The following is a 20210-nucleotide window of genomic DNA, read 5'->3' as shown; positions in this document are numbered from 1 at the left end:
TTTGTTGTCCGCGGCCCTGCCCAACCGCCCAGGCCACTCCTACCACGTGATGAACACTCACCTCATCGCAGCCATCTCCCAGTAGCGGCTTGATTATTTCCTGCTAGGCAACAATCCGTTTCGCCATGACCGGTTTATCGGCCGGCCATTCCGGCCGCAGAATTGGTGTCATCTGCCAGCCTTGGCACCATGGATACCTAAGGAACCGCAATGCACAGCCAGCCCTCCTACCCTTCCCTGTCCACGCAACAACCATCGGCACTGCGCCAGGACGCCGCCTCCGGCCTGCACTATCGCGTGCTGCAGGCCGACACGGCCAGCGCGCCGCAACTGTTGCTGCTGCTGTTGCATGGTGTGGGCGGCAACGAGGGGCAACTGGCCGCACTTGGTCAGCAGCTGGATACCCGGGTGAGAGTGGTGCTGGTGCAGGCGCCGCTACAGTTCGGCCCCGGCCAGTTCGGCTGGTTCCAGGTCAGTTTTGGCGCGCAAGGACCGTCGATCAACCCGGCACAGGCGGAAGCCAGCCGCCAGCAGCTGCAGCGCCTGGTCGCCAGCCTGCAGGTCGAATGCGGGCTGGATGCCTCGCAGACGGTGATCGCCGGCTTCAGCCAGGGCGGCATCATGAGTGCCGGTGTGGCGCTGACCTCATCGCAGCTGGTCGGCGGCTTCGGCCTGCTCTCCGGGCGCATCCTGCCGGAAATCGCGCCGCTGCTGGCCGCGCCACAGGATCTGGCGACGCTGGCCGGTTTCATCTCGCACGGCGAGTTCGACGACAAGCTACCGCTGGCGTGGGCAGAAAAAGCCCACCAGTGGCTGGACGAGCTGGGCGTGCCGCACCAGCTGCAGCGCTATCCGGCCGGCCACCAGCTGACCGCGGCGATGGTGCAGGATTTCTGCCGCTGGCTGGCCGCGCGCTGGCTGCATTGAGCTGTTTCCCGCCGCGGGCTTGAGGCCATCATGGCCTTGGGAAGCGTCTAGGCAACCGGCGCGACGCGCTGCCGGAACCACTGCTGCAGCCGCAACGCCGCGGCTGCCGGCGCCTGCTCCGGCAGCAGCAGCACGTAGCCGTAGCCGCTGTCCAGGCAGCTGGCGAATGGCGCGATCGCCTGCCCGTTTTTCAGCTCCTCCGCCAGCAGAGTCACATCGCCAAGCGTGATGCCGAAGCCCTGCAATGCGGCATTGATCGCCTGATCGAGGGTATCGAACACGGTGCCGGTCATCAGTGCCGGCGGCCGCTCGCCGTTGGCCTGCAGCCATTGCCGCCAGTCGCGGCGGTCGGCGGAGGGATGCAACAGCGGATAGGCAGCCAGCGCCGCCGGGCTGTCCAGCTTGCGGCCAACCTGTGCCAGCAGCGACGGTGCCAGCACCGGCGTCAGCCGCTCGGCGAACAGCACCACGCCGCGATCGCCGGCGCTGGCCAGCGGCCGGTAGGCGATCGCCAGATCGTAATGCTCCCGGGCAAAGTCGATGTCGTGGGCGTGCACGCCACTGAGCTGCACGCTGATCTCCGGCACCTCGTCGGCAAAAGCACGCAACTGCTGCAATAACCAGCGTGCGATGCAGCTGGGCGCCTTCAGCCGCAACGGCGCGCTGGCCGCCGCCGCCTCCGCCACCCCCTTGTCGAGCAGGCCCAGCGCCTGCTGCACGTAGCCGAGCAGGCACTCGCCCTGCACCGACAGTTTCAGGCTGCGCGCGTAGCGGTGGAACAGCGGGTAGCCGAGGTGCGCCTCCAGCTGCGCCATCTGCTTGCTGACCGCACCCTGGGTCAGGCACAGCTCGTCGGCGGCGCGGGTGAAGCTCTGGTGACGGGCGGCGGCCTCGAACAACGACAAGGCGTACAGCGGCAGATTGCGGCGCGACATCGCGGCCTCCATGACTGAAAAATTCTCAGCCATAACATGCCGATAAATCGTTTGTCGCACAAGGGGCGGTGGCGTTCAATGGACGCCAGATACCACAACCGCTCGCCACAGATCATGCACAACACCGTCACCGTCCCCTCCAAGCTGCCGCACGTCGGCACCACCATCTTCACCGTGATCGGCCAGCTGGCCGCCCGCCACCAGGCGATCAACCTGTCGCAGGGTGCGCCCAACTTCCCGTGCAGCGCCGATCTGGTGCGCTACGCGCACGAGGCGATGCAGGCCGGCCACAACCAGTACGCGCCGATGAGCGGGCTGCCGGCGCTGCGCGAGGCGATCGCCGCCAAGGTCGAGACGCTGTACGGCCAGCGCTACGACATCGACGACGAGGTGACGGTGATGGCCAGCGCCAGCGAGGCGCTGTTCTCGGCGATTACCGCTCTGGTGCACCCGGGCGACGAGGTGATCGTGTTCGAGCCGGCATTCGATAGCTACATCCCGATGATCGAGCTGCAGGGCGCCACCCCGGTGGTGATCAAGCTGGCGGCCCCCGAGTTCGCCATTCCGTGGGACGAAGTCGCCGCCCGCATCACGCCGCGCACGCGCATGATCCTGCTCAACACCCCGCACAACCCGACCGGCACCGTGCTGTCCGCCGCCGACGTGGCGCGGCTGGAGGCGCTCACCGAGGGCAGCAACATCATCATCCTGTCCGACGAGGTGTACGAGCACGTGGTGTTCGACGGCGCGCTGCACCACAGCATGAGCCGCCATCCCAGGTTGGCCGCACGCTCCGTGGTGGTGACGTCTTTCGGCAAGACCTTCCACGTCACCGGCTGGCGCGTCGGCTACTGCCTGGCACCGCAAGCGCTGATGGACGAGATCCGCAAGGTGCACCAGTTCGCGATGTTCGCCGCCGACACCCCGATGCAGTACGCGCTAGCGCGGCTGATGGCGGAGCCCGAGCACTACCTCGGCCTGTCCGGTTTTTATCAGCACAAGCGCGACCTGCTGGGCCGCGCGCTGGCGGAGTCGCCGCTGAAACTGATCCCGAGTCAGGGCAGCTTCTTCATGCTGGCGAGCTTCGGCCACCTGTCGGACGAGAGCGACAGCGACTTCGTGCAGCGCCTGATCGTGGAGCACGGCGTGGCCACCATCCCGGTGTCGGCGTTCTACCGCGACGGCACCGACCAGCGCGTGATCCGCCTGTCCTTCGCCAAGGACGACGCCACCCTGCTCGCCGGCGCCGAGCGCCTGTGCCGGATCGGAGGCTGAGCATGACGATGGAAACACTGACCGCCGCCGCAATCCAGATGGTGTCCGGCGACGACCTTGCGGCCAACCTTGAACGGGCCGAGGCGCTGCTGGCCGAGGCCGCGGCGCAGGGCGCGCAGTTCGTCGCGCTGCCGGAGTACTTCTACCTGATGCCGGCCGACGAGCGCGCGCGGCTGAGCATTGCCGAGCCCTTCGGCGCCGGCCCGCTGCAGCAAAGGTTGGCCGCAGCCGCCGCCCACCACGGCATCTGGCTGCTGGCCGGCACCCTGCCGCTGGCGGGCACGCAGCCGGGGCGCTTCTGCAACAGCAGCCTGCTGTTTGGTCCGCAGGGGCAGTGCGCGGCACGCTACGACAAGACCCATTTGTTCGGCTTCGACGACGGCCGCGAACGCTACGCCGAGGCCGACACCATGCAGGCCGGCGACAGCATCGTCAGCGCCGCCACGCCGTGGGGGCCGACGCGGCTGTCGGTGTGCTACGACCTGCGCTTCCCCGAACTGTACCGCCAGGCGCCGGCCCCGGTGCTGATCACCGCGCCGGCGGCGTTCACCCACACCACCGGCCAGGCACACTGGGAGCTGCTGCTGCGCGCCCGGGCGGTGGAAAACCTCGCCTTCGTCATCGCCCCCGGCCAGGGCGGCGTGCACCCGGGCGGCAAACGCACATTCGGCCACAGCATGATCGTCGACCCGTGGGGGCAGGTGCTGGCCTGCCACGCCGAGGGCGAGGGCATCGCGCTGGCAACACTCGATTTCACCGGGCAACAGACCTGGCGCAGCCGCCTGCCGGCGCTGCAACACCGTCGTTTCATTGGCTAAAGCATCAACTACAAAGTGTCTCAAGGAGAAAACATGAAACTGAAGCACCTGATCCTGACCGCCAGCCTGCTGGCCCCGTTCACCGTCCACGCCGCCGACAAGCTGGTGATCGCCACCGACGCCACCTACCCGCCGTTCGAGTATGTCGACGCCAGCGGCAAGGTCGCCGGCTTCGAGGTCGACTTCGCCTACGCCGTGTGCAAGGCGATGGCCACGCCGTGCGAGGTCATCAACCAGCCGTGGGACGGGCTGATCCCCGGCCTGCAGGCGAAGAAGTACGACGCGATCATGTCGTCGATGAACATCACCGACAAGCGCCGCCAGGTGGTGGACTTCAGCAAGGTGTACTACCTGATGCAGAACCGCTTTGTGGCGCGCAAGGGCACGCAGCTGACAGCCGATCTCAAGGACAAGGTGATCGCGGTGCAGACCGGCACGCCACAGGACAGCTACGTGACCCAGTACTTCAAGGCCGCCAGCGTGAAACGCTATGTCAACGCGCAGGACCCGATGCTGGAGCTGACTTCCGGCCGCGCCGACTTCACCTTCGGCAACACCGTACAGCTGCAGAAGGGCTTCCTCGATACCGCGGCGGGCAAGGCGTTTGCCTTTACCGGCCCGGTATTCGACGGCCGCAAGGACAAGATCCTCGGGGAAGGCGTGGCGGTGGCGCTGCGCAAGCAGGACGGCGAGCTGAAACAGCGCCTCAACAAGGCCATCGACCAGGTCAAGGCCAGCGGCGAGTACGCGGCGCTGCTGAAGAAGCACCAGCTGGACGGCCTGCTGGAAGACTGATCCGCCCGCGCGGCAGCACACCCGACAACACCGGCCACGCGCCGGTGTTTTGCCGTCTGCGGCCAACCTTGGCCGCAAGCGGCGGCTGCCGCGCTCAAACGCAGTGCAGCATGAATTTCTCTCATGCGCCGATCGCCATAAATCATTTGTTCCGCAGGCGCCGGATCATTAGCCTGACTTCAACGGCACAGGCACCGCCGCCAACACCAAACCAAGAAACAATCGGAGATCACCATGAACTGCAACAAAGTCCTCGCGCTGTCCCTGTTGTGCTCCCTGCCGCTGCTGGCCAACGCCCAGACCGTGCGCATCGTCACCGACGTCAGCTACCCGCCGTTCTCCAAGGTCAACCCGGACGGCAGCATCGTCGGCTTCGACCCGGACATCGCCCGTGCCATCTGCGCCGAGGCCAAGCTGCAGTGCGAAGTCAGCACCATGGACTTCGACGGCATCATCCCGGCGGTGCAAGCCAAGAAGTACGATCTGGCCATCGCCTCGATGAACATCACCCCGGAACGCGCCAAGGCGGTCGACTTCAGCGACATGTACTTCAACATCCCCGGCCGCCTGATCGCCAAGGCCGGCACCAAGATCGACGACGCCTGGTTCAAGGGCAAGACCATCGGCGTGCTGCGCACCTCGGTACAGCGTGAAGAAGCCACCGCCAAGTGGGTACCGAAGGGCGTCAAGCTGAAGCTGTACGGCAAGGTCACCGACAGCTTCCTCGACCTCAGCAACCAGCGTCTGGACGCGGTGTACCTCGATGCCAACGTCGGTGACGAGGACTTCCTGAAGAAGCCGATGGGCAAGGGCTATTCCTTTGTCGGTCCGGTGTACAACGATCCGAAGTACTACATGGGCTCCGGCATCGCCGTGCAGAAGGGCAACAAGGAGCTGCTGGCCAAGGTCAACACCGCGCTGAAAAAGATCATCGACAACGGCACCTACAAGCAGGTGCAGAACAAGTACTTCAGCTACGACATCTACCCGTTCAAGTAAGCACCTGACTCTTGCTGACTGACCGCCGGGGCGCCCTGCCCCGGCACGAAAGACCCGCCATGACCCGCACCGCCTACGCCGAAATTAATCTCCCCGCCCTGCGCCACAATTACGCCATTGCCAAGCAACAGCTGCCCGGCAGCCGGGTATGGGCGGTGGTGAAATCCAACGGCTACGGCCACGGCCTGCTGCGCGTGGCACAGGCATTGCCTGCGGCCGACGGCTTCGCGCTGATCAACCTCGACGACGCCATCGCGTTGCGCCACGCCGGCATCCAGGCTCCGATCCTGCTGCTGGAAGGCGCCATCGAGGCGCGCGAGCTGGACGAGGCGCATGCGTGGCAGCTGGACGTGGTGGTGCGCTCCGAGCACCAGCTGCAGTGGCTGCGTGACTGCGGCCAACCCTTGCGGGTGTGGGTGAAGGTCAATACCGGCATGAACCGCTTCGGCTTCGTGCCGCAGCGCGCCATCGCGGTAGTCGATGAGCTGCGCGCACTGGGTTGCGACGTCGCCGGGCTGATGACGCACTTCGCCTGCGCCGACGACCTGGCCATCAAGCTGGACACTCCGTGGCAGCGCTTCATGCAGGTGGTGGACGCCACCGGCCTGCCGTATACCGCGGCCAACAGTGCCGCCACCCTGCGCGCGCCGCTGACCCACGGCGCCGCGGTACGCCTCGGTGGTCTCTTGTACAACAACAATCCGTTCTACCCCGACACCAGCCTGTGGCTTGACGGCCTGCAGCCGGTCATGCGCTTTGCCGCCCGCATCGTGCATACCAGCGAGCTGCAGGCGGGCGACAGCATCGGCTACGGCGCCGCCTTTACCGCCGAGAAACCGATGCGCATCGGCATCGTCGGCGCCGGCTACGGCGACGGCTACCCGCGTGCGGCGCCCAGCGGCACCCCGGTGCTGGTGAACGGCCAGCGCGTGCCGCTGGTCGGCCGCGTGGCGATGAACGTGCTGGCCATCGACCTGACGACGCTGCCGCAAGTGGGCATCGGCGACGAGGTGACACTGTGGGGCGATCCGGCGCTGAGCTGCGACGAGATCGCCTGGCGCTGCGGCACCATCAGCGAAGAATTGCAGTGCGCATTGACGAGCCGGCTGCCGGTACGGCAGATTGTGGCGGATAGCCACCCGCGTTCGCTGCCCGATGACCAAACTGCCCCCGCTCAATGCCTTGCGTATCTTTGAGGCGGTCGCCCGCCTGCAAAGCTTCACCAAAGCCGCCGACACGCTGTACCTGACCCAGAGCGCGGTCAGCCACCAGGTGCGCAACCTGGAAGAACATTTCGGCTTTCCGTTGCTGGTGCGCAGCCAGCGCGGCATCACGCTGACGCCGGAAGGCGCCACGCTGCAGCACGGCCTGCACGAGGCGATCCAGAAAATCACGGAAACCTGCGAGCAGCTCAACCAGCGCCAGCACAGCATCCGCATCAAGTCGCCGCCGTCGATCGCGGTGCGCTGGCTGGTGCCGCAGCTGCAGCTGTTCAAGACCCAGTTCCCCGATCTCGACATCAGTGTCAGCACGGTGTGGGAAGAAAAGCCCGCCTTCGACTGGGGGCTGTTCGACATGGCGATCCAGTACGGCGACGGCAACTGGCCGGGGGTCAGCGTCAAGCTGCTGCACCAGGAAGTGCTGACGCCGGTGGCGGCGCCGTCGCTGCTGGGCGGTGCGCAGACGCTGGCCGAGGACGCGCTGGCACAGTATCCGCTGATCCACACCAGCCGCGACCGTCACGACTGGCAACTGTGGCTGGCGGCGCCGTGGCCGAAGGGACAGAAGGAATTGCTGTTCGATGCCGACGTGATGGGCATCGAGGCGGCACGCCACGGGCTGGGCATCGCGCTGGTCGATCCGCTGATCGTGCAGGATGCGCTGCGCGACGGCAGCCTGGTCACCCCCTGCCCGCGCAGCGTGCGCAGCGGCAAGGGCTACTACCTGGTGCTGCCGCCACACGACCGCCTGCTGCGCCGCGTGCAGCCACTGGTGCAGTGGCTGCAGCAGGCGGTCTGACACGCTGTTCACGCGCGGCTGCCGCAGCCCACAAGGGGCGATACCGCGTTAAAACTCAGCCCGCCGCAGCGTCAAACACCCAGGCATCCATCGCCAGCGCGCCCAGCTCGATGCCGCGGTGCAGGCTGCGGCCAACCTTGCCGTTGGCCGCGCCCAGCGCAAAGAACAGCGGCAACAGGTGTTCGTCGCTGGGGTGGTTCTGCTTGGCAAACGGCACCCGCGCCTCCCAGTCCAGCAAGGCCTCGATATCGTTGTCCAGCAGGCGCTGTGCCATCCAGTCGGCAAATGCCTTCGCCCACGGCTGCTCCGGGCCGCCGGAACGCGACAGCTCGTACAGATTGTGCGTGATGCTGCCGGAGCCGATGATCAGCACGCCGCGTTCCGCCAGCTGCGCCAGCGCCAGCCCCAGCTGGTAGTGCGCGCGCGCGTCCTGCCGCGGCAGGGTGCTGATGGTGATCACCGGGATGTCGGCCTGCGGATACATCGCCAGCAGCGGCACCCACGCGCCGTGATCCAGCCCCTCGGCGCCGTCGTGACGGGCGCTGATGCCCGCCGCCGCCAGCAGCGCCATCGCCTCGGCAAGCACGCTGTCGTCGCCCGCCGCCGGATACTGCAGTTTGTACAGTTCGCGCGGGAAGCCGCCGAAGTCGTGCACCGTAGCCCAGCGCGGACTGCTGCCCAGCAGCGGCTGCAGCGCGAGGTAGTGCGCCGACATCATCAGGATGGCACGCGGCCGCGGCAGGCTGGCAGCGTGGGCGCGCCAGGCCGCGGGAGCCGGCGAGCCGTTGATCAGCACATCCGGACCGCCGTGGGACAGAAACAAGGGAGCGAAGAACATGGTGCGTTACCTGTAGCAAGGGCGGTGCCACACGGGCACCGCCAGCGGGATCATTGTTAAGTGTTGAATCAGCCTTTTTTGTAGCCGACCGGCTTCAGCGCCGCGGCACCGTCACCGAGTAGCACCTGCACCACGGCCGCCACCACCAGGAAAGCCGGATATTCCCAGCCACCGCCCTGGTTGCTGAACACCCAGCCATTGCCGCCGTGGCCGAGCACACCGGCGCCGATCAACAGCGGAATCAGCGCCAGCGCCACCGGACGAGTGGCCACGCCCAGCAGCAGCAGCACGCCGCCACCCAGCTCGGCGGCGATGGTGAGGTAGGCGAAGATCGCCGGCAGCCCCAGCGAGGCGAAGTAGCCGACGGTGCCGGCCGGGGTGAACACGAACAGTTTCAGCGCGCCGTGCGCGACGAACATCAGGCCCAGTGCCAGACGCAGGATCAGGGCGGCGTAAGGAGCGGTACGTTGGTCGATCATGATGGTTTCCTTCGGGTGGGTGGCACCACGCTGCGTGGCGATGACTGCATTAAACACCTTGCCAGTCAGCGAATAAACGGCTATTCACTCAATGAATTACTAACCAAAAAGAAACAATAATGGACAAGCTGGTGGCCTTGCGGGTGTTGCACAGCATTCACGACAGCGGCAGCTTCGTCGCCGCCGCAGCGCGGCTGGAGATGTCCACCGCCATGGTCAGCAAGTACCTCGGTGCGCTGGAACAGGAACTGGGCACCCGCCTGATCCAGCGCACCACGCGGCGGCTGGCATTCACCGAGGCCGGGCTGGACTACGCACGACGCACCGCGCTGGTGCTGGCACAGCTGGAAGAAGCCGACGCCGCCGCGATGCAGCAGAGCGTGGAGGCGCGCGGCACGCTGCGGCTGGCGGCACCACTGTCCTTCGGCATGCGCTATCTCGGCGAGTGGCTGGCGGAGCTGCGCTGCCGCCACCCGCAACTGCAGGTGGAGCTGGAGCTGTCCGACCGCCAGGTCGATCTGCTGGAAGACGGCTTCGACCTCGCGCTGCGCATCAGCACCCAGCCGCTGGGTGGCGGCCTGATCGCGCGGCCGCTGGGTCGCATCGACATGCTGCTGTGCGCCGCGCCATCCTACCTTGCGGCCAACCCTGCGCCGCAGACGCCGGCCGAGCTCGTCCGCCACAGCTGCCTGCGCTACCAGCAGGGCAGCCAGCCGCAAGTGTGGCGCTTCTGGCACGGCGACGAGGAAATCGCGGTGGAAGTGGATGGCCCGCTGCAGAGCAATAACGGCGACGTGCTGGTCAGTGCCGCGGTGGCCGGCATGGGCATCCTGCTGCAGCCGCGCTTCCTGCTGGAGGACGCGCTGCAGCACGATCAGCTGCAACCGCTGCTGAGCGACTACCGCACTCGCAGCGCCGAGGTATACGTGGTGTACCCGGCACGGCGCTACCTGCCGATGAAAGTGCGGGTGCTGATCGAGCTGCTGCAGGACATGCTGGCGCGGCTGGCGCCGGCCGCGCGCTGACACGCTGCAGCGGCGCGCCGTTTGCTTTACCCTTGGCCGCAAGCACGCTGCCGGCAATGTGCGCGCAAAAGGCGCCATTTGTTGCCAGAATAGAAACAAAACCCGAGGAGCCAACATGAATCCACACGCCCTGCTGGCCACCGTGGCCGCGCTGGTGCTGCTGCCGGCGCAGGCCGCCGACATGAACAAGGTACTACGCGTGGCACTGAACGCGCCGGAGACCGGTTTCGACCCGGCCAAGGTCTCCGACCTGTACTCCAGCACCGTCACCGAGAACATCTTCGATCCGCTGGTCACCTACGACTATCTGGCACGGCCGGCGAAGCTGATCCCCAATACCGTCAGCGCCCTGCCCTCTATCTCCGCCGATGGCAAGGTGTACACCTTCCGCCTCAAACCCGGCATCTTTTTCGCCGCCGATCCGGCATTCAAGGGCAAGAAGCGCGAGCTGACCGCCGCCGACTACGCCTACAGCATCAAACGCCACCTCGACCCCGGCATCCACTCGCCGTGGAGCTTCCTGGTTGACGGTCGCTTTGTCGGCGGCAACGAACTGGTAAAGGCCGCCGGCAAGGGGGCGCTGAACTACGACGCACCGCTGGAAGGCATCAAGGTACTGGACAAATACACGCTACAGCTAACGCTGACCGAGACCAATTTCAACTTCCTGCCCATCCTGGCGATGCCGGCCTTCGGCGCGGTGGCACGCGAGGTGATCAAGGCCCACCGCGACAACACCAACGCCCACCCCGTCGGCACCGGCCCCTACCTGCTGAAGGAGTGGAAGCCTGGCAGCCGCATCGTGCTGGAGGCCAACCCCGGCTTTCGCAAGCTGGTATTCAACGCCACGCCGGGTAGTGACCCGCTGGACAAGGCCGTGGTGCAGGCGCTGCAGGGCAAGACCCTGCCACAGGTTGGCCGCATCGAGATCTCCGTCATTGAGGAAGAACAGCCGCTGTGGCTGTCCTTCCTCAACCGCCAACTGGACATCAGCGGCATCCCGCAGGTCGCCCTGCAGAGCGCGCTGGTGATCGACCCGAAAAACCCGCTCAAGGTGCGCCTGGCCGAGTCGTATGCGCGGCAGGGCATCCAGCTGCAGCGCCAGCTGTTGCCGGAGATCACCTTCCACTTCTTCAACATGCAGGACCCGGTGGTCGGCGGCGACAGCAAGGACAAGATCGCGCTGCGCCGCGCCATCGCGATGTCGTTCCCGGTCAGTGAAGCCATCGCCAGCATCCGCCGCGGCCAGGCGGTGCCGATGAACTACATCGTGCCGCCCGGCGTGGCCGGCCACAATCCTGCCTTCCGCGGCGCACCGAAGTACGATCCGGCGGCGGCCAACGCGCTGCTGGACCGCTTCGGCTATCGCGTGGGCGCGGATGGCTACCGCACCCGGCCGGACGGCAAGCCGCTGGCGATCGAGCTGGCCTGCGGCACCAGCAGCACCGACAAGCAGTGGAACGAATACTGGCAGAAGACCTTCGACACGCTGAAGATCCGCCTCGGTTTCAGGCAGGGCAAGTGGAACGAGCTGTCCAAGGCCAACCACCAGGGCAAGCTGCAGATGTGGGGCATGGCCTGGGGCGCCGACTACCCGGACGGCGAGAACTTCATGCAGCTGCTGTACGGCAGGAATGCCGGCGACTCCAACGCCGCCGACTTCAAGAACGCCGACTACGACCGCCTGTTCGAGGCCTCGCTGAAACTGCCGCACGGCCCGCAGCGCAACCAGCTGTACGACGCGATGAACAAGATCGCGGTGGCGCAGCAGCCGTGGATCTTCGGCGACATCCGCATGCGCAGCACGCTGGCGCACTCGTACGTGAAGGGGCTGAAGCTGCACCCGCTGCTGAACACCAGCTGGCGCTACCTGGACCTGCAGAAATGAGCGGCCGCGCGGCCGGAGGGTGAATCATGCTGGCTTATATCGTCCGCCGCGTGTGGCAGATGGTGCCGACGCTGTTCGGCGTGATGCTGCTGCTGTTCGTGCTGTTCAACTGGGTGGGCGGTGATCCGTCCTACATCCTGGCCGGCAAGAACCTGAGCGCGGAGGCGCTGGCCGGCATCCGCCAGCAGCTGGGGCTGGATCTGCCGCTGCCGCAACAGTTCCTGATCTTCGTGCGCCAGGTGCTGACGCTGGACTTCGGCACCTCGTGGTCGACGCAGCAGCCGGTGTCGGCGCTGCTGCACAGCCGCATCGGGCCGTCGCTGCTGCTCACCGGCAGCATGCTGCTGCTGGGCACCGTGCTGGCCATCGCCATCGCCGCGCTGGTCGCCTACCGGCGCGGCAGCCTCACCGACCGGCTGGTGACGCTGATCGCCACCTGCGCGATGTCGGTCAGCGCGTTGGTCTACATCATCGCTGGCCAGTACTGGCTGGCGTTCAAGGGCGGCTGGTTCCCGATCATGGGCTGGAGCGACAGCACGCTCGACAACCTGCTGCACTACCTGCCACTGCCGCTGCTGCTGGGGGTGATCGTCGGCCTGGCGCCGGACATCCGCTTCTACCGCAGCTGCTTCGTCGAGGAGCTGGGCCACGACTACGTGCGCACCGCGCGCGCCAAGGGCCTGTCCGAGCCGGTGATCATGCTCAAGCACGTGCTGCGCAACGCGATGATCCCGGTGGTGACCTCGCTGATGATGTCGCTGCCCTACCTGATGATGGGTGCCATGCTGCTGGAGACTTTCTTCGGCATTCCCGGCATGGGCAAGGAGGTGGTGATGGCGGTGGAGCGCAGCGATTTCCCGGTGATCAAGGCGATCACCATCTACATCGCGCTGGCCACCATGCTGTTCAACCTGCTGACCGACATCGTCTACAAGCTGATCGACCCGCGCGTGCAACTACACTGACACCATGCCCCACTCCTCCCCGCCGCCTGCGGCCCCGCATCCCCACAACAGCCTGACGCGCATCGGCTGGCGCCGGCTGCGCCGCGACCGCGTCGGTTTTGCCGCGCTGTGCATCGTCGGCGCCTACCTGCTGCTGGCGCTGGCCGCCTGGAGCGGCCTCGTCGCCAGCCACTGGCAGGACGAGGTCGCCCATCCCTACGCGCCGCCGACGCTGTTCGCCGGCAGCGCGCCGCACCATCTCGAACTGGATGCCGCCGACATCGACGCCGCCGACCGCCGCGCCGCCAGCGCCGCCGCGCAAGACAGCAGCGGCGCCACCGGCCTGTCCGCCGACGAGGACCCGCTGGCCGCCGATCTCGCCGCCGCCGAGCAGCAGTCCGCCCAGTACCGCAGCGCCGGGCAGGCCCGCGCCGACAGCCTGCCGCTGGGCGCCGACCAGCGCGGCCGCGACGTGCTGCAGAAGCTGCTGCAGGGCAGCGCCACCTCGCTGCAGGTCGGCATCGCCGGCGCGCTGCTGGCACTCGCCATCGGCACCGTGCTCGGCGCCTTGTCCGGCTACTTCGGCGGCCTGCTCGACGACCTGCTGATGTGGGGCTACAGCGTGTTCACCTCGGTGCCGGACATGCTGCTGCTGCTCGCGTTTGCCGCGGTCAGCGGCCGCGGCATCGGCACCGTGGTGCTGGTGATGGCGTTCACCAGCTGGACCGGCACCTTCCGCCTGATGCGCGCCGAGTTCCTCAAGCACAAGGGCCGCGACTACGTGCGCGCCGCCGACGCCATCGGCGCCGGCCACGGCCGCCGCATGTTCCACCACATCCTGCCCAACGTCGGCCACCTGCTACTGGTGCAGTTTTCCATGCTCACCGTGGCGCTGATCAAGTACGAAGCCATCCTGTCCTTCCTCGGCTTCGGCGTCGGCGTCACCCAGGTCAGCTGGGGCGCGATGCTGGCCGAGGCGCCGGCCGAGCTGCTGCAGGGCTACTGGTGGCAGATGCTGGCCGTCACCCTGTGCATGTCGCTGCTGGTGACCGCGTTCTCGCTGCTGGCCGACAGCCTGCGCGACGCGCTCGATCCCAAAGTGAAATAGCCCCCAAGCTGAAATAGCTCACAAGGTGAAATAGCCCCAGAAGTGAAACCGCTCCGTGAAACAGGCACCCAACGTGAAACAGGCCCCGAAGGTGACATCGTGAACCCCGCCCCGCCCCTGCTCAGCGTGCGCAAGCTGCGCGTCAGCTTCCGCGACGAACACGGCCACGGCGCCGAAGCGGTGAAAGGCATCAGCTTCGACATCCCGGCCGGCAAGACCGTGGCGCTGGTCGGCGAATCCGGCTCCGGCAAGTCGGTGACCGCGATGGCGATCACCCGGCTGCTGCCGGAGCACGGCTGCCACATCGACCCCGACAGCGAGATCCTGTTCGGCGGCCGCAACCTGCTCACCGCCAGCCGCAGCGAGCTGCGCAGCCTGCGCGGCGGCGACATCGCCATGGTGTTCCAGGAGCCGATGAGCTCGCTCAACCCGGTGTTCAGCGTCGGCGAGCAGATCATCGAGACGCTGATGCTGCACACCGGGGTTGGCCGCAAGGCGGCGCAGCAGCGCGCGCTGGCGCTGATGCAGGAGGTCGGCCTGCCGGCGCCGGAGCGCAAGATGCGCAGCTACCCGCACCAGCTGTCCGGCGGCCAACAGCAGCGGGTGATGATCGCGATGGCCATCGCCTGCGAGCCGAAGCTGCTGATCGCCGACGAGCCGACCACCGCACTGGACGTCACCATCCAGCAGCAGATCCTGCAGCTCTTGGCCAGCCTGCAGCAAAAGCACGGCATGGCGGTGCTGTTCATCAGCCACGACCTGGAGCTGGTCGGCCAGTTCGCCGACGAAGTGATCGTGATGCACCACGGCAGCATCCACGAACACGCGCCGGTGCGGCAGATCTTCGAGGCGCCACAGGACGCCTACACCAAGGCGCTGCTGCGCTGCCGCCCGCACCTGGCAAGCCGCCCGGCCAAGCTGCCGGTGATCCGGGACTTCCTCGGCGACAGCTGCTACTTCGAGCCGCCGCAACGCCAGCGCGGCTACCAGACGGACGACCGCGTGATCCTGGAGGTGCAAGGGCTCAGCGTCGACTACCACAGCCGCCACGGCTGGTTCGGCCACCACAGCCAGCGCGCGGTGGACGGGGTGTCGTTCACGCTGATGCGCGGCCGCACGCTGGGCATCGTCGGCGAGTCCGGCAGCGGCAAGAGCACGCTGGGGCTGGCGCTGATCCGGCTGCAGCAGGCCAGCGCCGGGCGGGTGCTGTTCGAGGGCGAAGACATGCTGGCACTGACGCCGCGCCAGCTGCGCGACTACAAGCGCCGCATCCAGATCGTGTTCCAGAATCCGTACGCCTCGCTCAACCCGCGCTTCTCCGTGGCGCAGATCCTGACCGAGCCGATGCTGCTGCACGGCATCGGCTGCGATACGGCGGAGCGGCTGCAGCTGGCCGGCGACTGGCTGGAACACGTCGGGCTGCCGCGCAAGGCACTGGCCAAGTATCCGCACGAGTTTTCCGGCGGCCAGCGCCAGCGCATCGCCATCGCGCGCTGCCTGACCATGCACCCGGAAATCCTGATCTGCGACGAGTCGGTGTCGGCGCTGGACGTGTCGGTGCAGGCGCAGGTGCTCAACCTGCTGCAGGCGCTACAGGACGAACTGGGGCTGTCCTACCTGTTCATCTCGCACGATCTGGCGGTGGTGAAGCACCTGTCCGACCAGGTGCTGGTGATGCAGCAGGGCCGCTGCGTGGAGCTGGCCGACGCCGACACCCTGTACGCTGCGCCGCAGCACCCGTACACCCGCCAGCTGCTGGACGCCATACCGCAAGGTTGGCCGCACTGCATCAGGCCGCGGCCGGCGTGAGTAGGCGCTGCAGCACCCACGCCGCGGCGGCGCCCAGCGGGCGTGGCCGCGCCCACACCGCGTCGATGCGCTGCCGTCGCGGCCAGCCGGCCACCGGCAGCATCTGCAGGCCGGCGCCGTAGCGCGCCACCAGCCAGTCCGGCAGCTCCGCCCAGCCGAAGCCGTGCAGCGCCATCTCCATCAGCAGCAGGTAACTGGGCGCCGACCAGCACAGGCCGCCGCTGTCCGCCGCCGGGCTGTCCAGATAGGTCTTCAGCCGAAGCTCGCGGTGCTCGCGCAAGTGCGCCGCCGTCACCGTGTCCTGCCCTGCCAGCGCATGACCGGCCGCGACGTACAGCGCGGTGTCGGCCGGGCGCGGCAGACTGCAGCTGGCGATGTCAGCCGGGTAGGCGGCCAGCGCGGTGAGCAGGCCCAGCTGCGCGCGGCCGCTCTGCAGCAGCGCCAGCACGTCCTCCTGCTCGCCGACCAGGCACTCCAGCTCCAGCGTCGGAAAGCGTTCGGCAAACTCGGACAGCATCGCCTCGAAGTCGCCGGTGTGGAAGGTGTCCGACAGCACCAGCGTCAGCCGCGGCTCCAGCCCGCCGGCCAGCAGCTGCGCCTCCAGCTGTAGCGTGTCCTGTGCCGCCAGTGTCTGCCGCGCCGCCGGCAGCAGGCGCTGGCCGGCGGCGGTGAGCTGCGGCTGGCGCCCGACTCGCTCGAATAGCGTGACGCCGAGGTCGATCTCCAGGTTGGCGATGGTCTCGCTGATGGTGGACTGGCGCTTGCCCAGCCGCCGCGCCGCCGCCGAGAACGAGCCCAGCTCCGCGGCCAGCACGAATGCGGCAACCGCGTCGGCAGAGATGAACATATCGGTTTCTCCGATGGATGTTAGCTGTTATCAGGCAGAAAAACCTATCACACTGGCCGTCAATCCGATAGCAAAGAAAGGTTGGCCGCGATGATGACTCCCGACAAGACGCTGCGTGAACGGCTGTTTCATGCCGTACTGTACGAGGTGTGCGCGATGGCGCTGCTGGTGCCGCTGGGCAGCTGGCTGCTGGATGCCGGACTCGGCCACGTCGGCGTGCTGGCAGTGCTGATGTCCAGCATCGCGATGAGCTGGAACATGCTGTTCAACGCGCTGTTCGAACGGCTGGAGCGGCGCGCCGGCTGGCAGCGCACGCCGCTGGTGCGCAGCCTGCACGCCATCGCCTTCGAGGGCGGGCTGGTGTTCCTGTGCGTGCCGGTGGCGGCGTGGTGGATGGCGATCAGCTACTGGCAGGCGTTCCTGCTCGATGTCGGCATCCTGCTGTTCTTCCTGCCCTACACCTATGTCTTCAACTGGTGCTACGACCACGCCCGCGCGCGGCTCTTGGCGCGCCGGCTGAGTCCGCAGGGCTGAAAATGCACCCACTCTATATCACGCGCTTTTCGCCACAATGCGGCCAACCTTGATCTCGTTTATCGTCGGAGATAAGCACTACGGGCCAACTTGTCATGTGGAATTCCGCTTGGCCCAAAGATTAGGTTCTAACAACGCGGACATCGTGTTGCCACCCTTTCAGCTCGCACCATTGATTTGCAAAAGCCACCACGTCTTCAAGACGGTCATCAATATGCGCCGTGGTGATACAGAAAGCCTCAGTATTTTCGCGCACCTCCAGCTTCACACACAGCCAATCCACCCCATCTTCCCAACTCCCCGCGTAAGGACCGACAACAGATAACAGGTCAGGCGCTTCCTCCAAAAGTGAACGCAAAAACGCTTCACTCTCGTCAGAGTAAGGTGCACTCGGAACTAAAACGATGCATTTAGACATAGGGACTCCTAACGTTTCATCGGCAACAACCCACAATGCCAGCCCACCCCGTGGTGGCGACGCTCAAGACCCGGCGTAGTTGAGTAAAGCGATAAGGTAAAGCTAACGCTCCGGCAGCAGGTGGATGCCGTCAAAGCCGAGATGGTGGCTCAGCTCGCGCAGGATCAGCAGCCGGGCGGCAAACTCGCCGTCCGTCGGCAGCCCCTCCAGCGCCGCCGGACGCCCCTGCACCACCTCGGCAAAGCGGCCGAAGGTGAATTCCAGCTGCGCGGTGGACAACCACAGCGTGCCGCTGCCGCGCACCCCGGCATGGGCGGCCAGCGCCCGCAGCGCGCCATCCTGGCTGTACAGCTGCGACGCCGGAGCCAGCTGCGCCCGTACCGGCGCCAGCGCGTCCTCCACCGTCATGATCGCCAGCTCGATTTCCACCGCCGTCGGTGGCTGGTGACGGAAGTACTGCTGCGCGGTGCGGCGGTAGCCGAGCGGCAGGCTCAGCAGCGGTGGCTGCACGGTGCCGCAGCCGCTGAGCAGCCGGGTTTCGTCGCCATCCAGCTGCAACAGGGTGAGGGCGCTGCCCGCCGGCAACTGTGGCTGTAGCCGGGCATAGAGCGGAAGAAGGGACATGTGGAATACCGGCAAGAGCATGACGATACGGCGATGTTACGCCGCCGGCGCCGGCACTGGCTAGCCGCCGCCACCGCACCGTGTCACAGGCCGACAACGCCGCCACCATGGGCTATGGTAAGGGAGGCTCTTGCCACACTTCCGGAAAGGAATCGACGATGAACTCCCCCCTACTCCTTGCCACCGTGTCGCTGTCGCTGCTGGCCGGCTGTGCCGGCTACGGCCACCGCGCCCATCACCCGCAGGACGGCACGATGATGCAACAAGGCGGCATGCAAGGCGGTGGCATGCATGGCGGCATGGCGATGATGCCGGCGATATTCCGCGGCGGCATGCTGGTAGCGCACGGCGGCAAGACGCTGTACCGCTTCGACCGCGATCAGGCCGGCAGCAGCGCCTGCTACGGCGAGTGCGCGATGAAGTGGCCGCCCTACCTCGCCCCGGCCGGCGCCAGTGCCAGCGGCGACTTCGGCCTTGCCCCGCGCAACGACGGCAGCCAGCAGTGGACCCATCGCGGCAAGCCGCTGTACTTCTGGTCCGGCGACCAGAAACCGGGCGACATGATGGGCGACAATATCGGCGGCGTGTGGCACGTGGTGCGTCCGTGACGCGAGCGTGATGTAAAGCGGTGCGCAAGCCTGGCCGCCGTGCAGTCCGGCCGCGGCCGGCGCCCGCCGCCGGCTAGCTGCGAGCCGGAAACAGCGGGATCAGCTTGCGCTGCTCCAGGCAATCCGGCTCGCCTTCCTGGTAGTCGGCGCAGATCCACGGCCGCACCGCGTAGATGGTGCAGCGCATGGTCTGCCGGTCCAGTGCCGCACACCAGCCGTCGTCCAGCCTTAACATCACGTGGCCGCCCCACTGGTCCCGGGTGACAAAGCGGTCCGGCACGTCGTCGTCGCCGGCGATCAGCATCACCTCCAGCCGGCAACAGCAGGCGCGACAGCTGTCGCAGCTGACCTGCGCCATCAGTAGCCGCGCTCGCGCAGCACCCGTCCCTGCGCGTCCTCGCCCGCCGCCAGCCGCGCAAGGTTGGCCGCAATCTGGCGCACCGCTTCCTCGCGCAGGGTGATGGCGGCGATGTGTGGCGTCACCGTCACCGCCGGGTGTTGCCACAGCCGGTGGCCGTGCGGCAGCGGCTCGCTGGCAAACACGTCCAGCTGCGCGCAGCGCAGGTGGCCACTGTCGAGCAGCGCCAGCAGCGCGTCCTCGTCCAGCAGGTCGCCGCGGCCGGCATTGATCAGCATCGCGCCTGGCGGCAGTGCGGCCAACCTTTGCGCATCCAGCAGGCGCTGCGTCTGCGGCGTGGACGGCAGCACGCAGGCCAGCACCTCGCTGCCGGCCAGCAGTTCGTCCAGCCCCTCGTCGCCGAACAGGCAGTCCACGCCCGGCACCTGGCGCGGCGTGCGGCTCCAGCCGCTGACGCGGTAACCGTCGGCGGCCAGCGCCTGCGCCACCGCGCTGCCGATCTCGCCCAGCCCCAGCACGCCGACACGCACTTGCGCCGGCAGCTTCGGCGCCAGCATCTTCCACACCCCCGCCGCCTGCTGGCGACGGTAGACATCCATGTGCCGCTGGTAGGACAGCACGCCGAAGCGGATGTACTCGCTCATCTGCTGCGCCATGCCGCCATCGAGCAGGCGGTAGATCGGCGTCTGCGGCGACAGGTCATCGCGCGCCAGCAGCTTGTCGACGCCGGCACCGAGCGCAAACACCGCCTGCAGATTCGGCAGGCCGGCGAACAGCGCCGGCGGCGGCCCCCAGGTAATCACATAGCGCACCGCCTCCGGCTCTATCATCTCGTCCAGAGTAATGAAACGCTGCTGCGGCAGCGCGGCGCGGAACTGCTCGAGGTAGGCGGCAACTTCCTTGCTGCTGGGGGTGTGGATCAGGATCATGACGGGCCTGGCGATAACGGTGAGGCTGACATC

The 20210-nt window shown here is 67.1% G+C and carries 22 protein-coding genes; 14 read left to right on the top strand and 8 right to left on the bottom strand.

Features of this window, described 5'->3' with window-relative positions; genetic code table 11:
* The first annotated feature begins 210 nt into the window (after positions 1-210).
* The gene (locus tag PQU96_RS01490) at positions 211-927 is read left to right on the top strand and encodes an alpha/beta hydrolase (protein ID WP_272770511.1); all 717 of its coding nucleotides are present in this window, start codon (positions 211-213) and stop codon (positions 925-927) included.
* 47 nt (positions 928-974) lie between these two features.
* Here PQU96_RS01490 and PQU96_RS01485 read toward each other — a convergent pair whose 3' ends face one another.
* Complete coding sequence (locus tag PQU96_RS01485; RefSeq protein ID WP_272770510.1) at positions 975-1862, bottom strand: LysR substrate-binding domain-containing protein; 888 nt, start codon at positions 1860-1862, stop codon at positions 975-977.
* 78 nt (positions 1863-1940) lie between these two features.
* Here PQU96_RS01485 and PQU96_RS01480 point away from each other — a divergent pair, with 78 nt between their 5' ends.
* The 6 genes from PQU96_RS01480 (at position 1941) to PQU96_RS01455 (ending at position 7768) form a co-directional block, all read left to right on the top strand.
* Complete coding sequence (locus tag PQU96_RS01480) at positions 1941-3137, top strand: methionine aminotransferase (protein ID WP_272770509.1); 1197 nt, start codon at positions 1941-1943, stop codon at positions 3135-3137.
* Positions 3138-3145: 8 nt separating this feature from the next.
* The gene (locus PQU96_RS01475) at positions 3146-3955 is read left to right on the top strand and encodes a carbon-nitrogen hydrolase family protein (RefSeq protein WP_272770683.1); all 810 of its coding nucleotides are present in this window, start codon (positions 3146-3148) and stop codon (positions 3953-3955) included.
* Between the two features lie 33 nt (positions 3956-3988).
* Positions 3989-4750, top strand: a complete 762-nt coding sequence (locus PQU96_RS01470) for a transporter substrate-binding domain-containing protein (RefSeq protein ID WP_272770508.1) — start codon at positions 3989-3991, stop codon at positions 4748-4750.
* A gap of 234 nt (positions 4751-4984) precedes the next feature.
* Complete coding sequence (locus PQU96_RS01465) at positions 4985-5749, top strand: transporter substrate-binding domain-containing protein (protein ID WP_272770507.1); 765 nt, start codon at positions 4985-4987, stop codon at positions 5747-5749.
* A 59-nt stretch (positions 5750-5808) separates the two neighbouring features.
* Entirely contained in the window at positions 5809-6945 is a 1137-nt protein-coding gene (gene alr / locus PQU96_RS01460) for an alanine racemase (RefSeq protein ID WP_272770506.1), read from the top strand.
* Complete coding sequence (locus PQU96_RS01455; RefSeq protein ID WP_272770505.1) at positions 6905-7768, top strand: LysR substrate-binding domain-containing protein; 864 nt, start codon at positions 6905-6907, stop codon at positions 7766-7768. The genes alr and PQU96_RS01455 overlap by 41 nt, the downstream gene beginning before the upstream one ends.
* Before the next feature lie 55 nt (positions 7769-7823).
* Here the strand turns inward: PQU96_RS01455 and PQU96_RS01450 are convergent, their stop codons facing one another.
* Both PQU96_RS01450 and PQU96_RS01445 read right to left on the bottom strand, forming a co-directional pair.
* Positions 7824-8606 (bottom strand): DODA-type extradiol aromatic ring-opening family dioxygenase, encoded by a 783-nt coding sequence (locus PQU96_RS01450; RefSeq protein ID WP_272770504.1) that lies wholly within the window; start codon positions 8604-8606, stop codon positions 7824-7826.
* Positions 8607-8674: 68 nt separating this feature from the next.
* Positions 8675-9085 (bottom strand): DoxX family protein, encoded by a 411-nt coding sequence (locus tag PQU96_RS01445; RefSeq protein ID WP_047967809.1) that lies wholly within the window; start codon positions 9083-9085, stop codon positions 8675-8677.
* Between the two features lie 119 nt (positions 9086-9204).
* On the opposite strand from PQU96_RS01445, the gene PQU96_RS01440 reads away from it, so the two are divergent.
* The 5 genes from PQU96_RS01440 to PQU96_RS01420 all read left to right on the top strand — a co-directional run bounded on the left by PQU96_RS01440 (position 9205) and on the right by PQU96_RS01420 (position 15859).
* Positions 9205-10110, top strand: coding sequence for a LysR family transcriptional regulator (locus PQU96_RS01440; RefSeq protein ID WP_272770503.1), 906 nt, complete (start codon positions 9205-9207; stop codon positions 10108-10110).
* Between the two features lie 115 nt (positions 10111-10225).
* Positions 10226-11998 carry an ABC transporter substrate-binding protein gene (locus PQU96_RS01435; protein WP_272770502.1) on the top strand — a complete coding sequence of 591 codons (1773 nt, stop codon included), beginning with the start codon at positions 10226-10228 and terminating at the stop codon, positions 11996-11998.
* 26 nt (positions 11999-12024) lie between these two features.
* Positions 12025-12963 (top strand): ABC transporter permease, encoded by a 939-nt coding sequence (locus PQU96_RS01430; protein ID WP_272770501.1) that lies wholly within the window; start codon positions 12025-12027, stop codon positions 12961-12963.
* 4 nt (positions 12964-12967) lie between these two features.
* The gene (locus PQU96_RS01425) at positions 12968-14050 is read left to right on the top strand and encodes an ABC transporter permease (RefSeq protein ID WP_272770500.1); all 1083 of its coding nucleotides are present in this window, start codon (positions 12968-12970) and stop codon (positions 14048-14050) included.
* 99 nt (positions 14051-14149) lie between these two features.
* A complete protein-coding gene (locus tag PQU96_RS01420; protein ID WP_272770499.1) occupies positions 14150-15859 on the top strand; it encodes an ABC transporter ATP-binding protein in 1710 nt (569 codons plus the stop codon).
* Here PQU96_RS01420 and PQU96_RS01415 read toward each other — a convergent pair.
* Entirely contained in the window at positions 15840-16706 is an 867-nt protein-coding gene (locus tag PQU96_RS01415; protein ID WP_272770498.1) for a LysR family transcriptional regulator, read from the bottom strand. The genes PQU96_RS01420 and PQU96_RS01415 overlap by 20 nt on opposite strands.
* Positions 16707-16796: 90 nt before the next feature.
* Between PQU96_RS01415 and PQU96_RS01410 the strand changes: the two genes are divergently transcribed.
* Positions 16797-17240 carry a multidrug/biocide efflux PACE transporter gene (locus PQU96_RS01410; protein ID WP_272770497.1) on the top strand — a complete coding sequence of 148 codons (444 nt, stop codon included), beginning with the start codon at positions 16797-16799 and terminating at the stop codon, positions 17238-17240.
* Positions 17241-17361: 121 nt separating this feature from the next.
* Here PQU96_RS01410 and PQU96_RS01405 read toward each other — a convergent pair whose 3' ends face one another.
* Positions 17362-17658, bottom strand: a complete 297-nt coding sequence (locus PQU96_RS01405; RefSeq protein ID WP_156167992.1) for a DUF7684 family protein — start codon at positions 17656-17658, stop codon at positions 17362-17364.
* A 102-nt stretch (positions 17659-17760) separates the two neighbouring features.
* Positions 17761-18282, bottom strand: a complete 522-nt coding sequence (locus PQU96_RS01400; protein WP_272770496.1) for a hypothetical protein — start codon at positions 18280-18282, stop codon at positions 17761-17763.
* Between the two features lie 158 nt (positions 18283-18440).
* Between PQU96_RS01400 and PQU96_RS01395 the strand changes: the two genes are divergently transcribed.
* Positions 18441-18890 (top strand): COG4315 family predicted lipoprotein, encoded by a 450-nt coding sequence (locus PQU96_RS01395; protein ID WP_272770495.1) that lies wholly within the window; start codon positions 18441-18443, stop codon positions 18888-18890.
* A gap of 73 nt (positions 18891-18963) precedes the next feature.
* Here the strand turns inward: PQU96_RS01395 and PQU96_RS01390 are convergent, their stop codons facing one another.
* A complete protein-coding gene (locus PQU96_RS01390) occupies positions 18964-19248 on the bottom strand; it encodes a YkgJ family cysteine cluster protein (protein ID WP_272770494.1) in 285 nt (94 codons plus the stop codon).
* Positions 19248-20177: a 2-hydroxyacid dehydrogenase gene (locus PQU96_RS01385; protein ID WP_272770493.1), complete on the bottom strand. Its 930-nt coding sequence runs from the start codon at positions 20175-20177 to the stop codon at positions 19248-19250. The genes PQU96_RS01390 and PQU96_RS01385 overlap by 1 nt, the downstream gene beginning before the upstream one ends.
* Positions 20178-20210: the final 33 nt, after the last annotated feature.

This window comes from Vogesella margarita, from assembly GCF_028548475.1.
Lineage (GTDB): Bacteria > Pseudomonadota > Gammaproteobacteria > Burkholderiales > Chromobacteriaceae > Vogesella > Vogesella margarita.
Note: the sequence above shows the minus strand (reverse complement) of the source record. Positions and strands in the feature narration are given on the sequence as shown.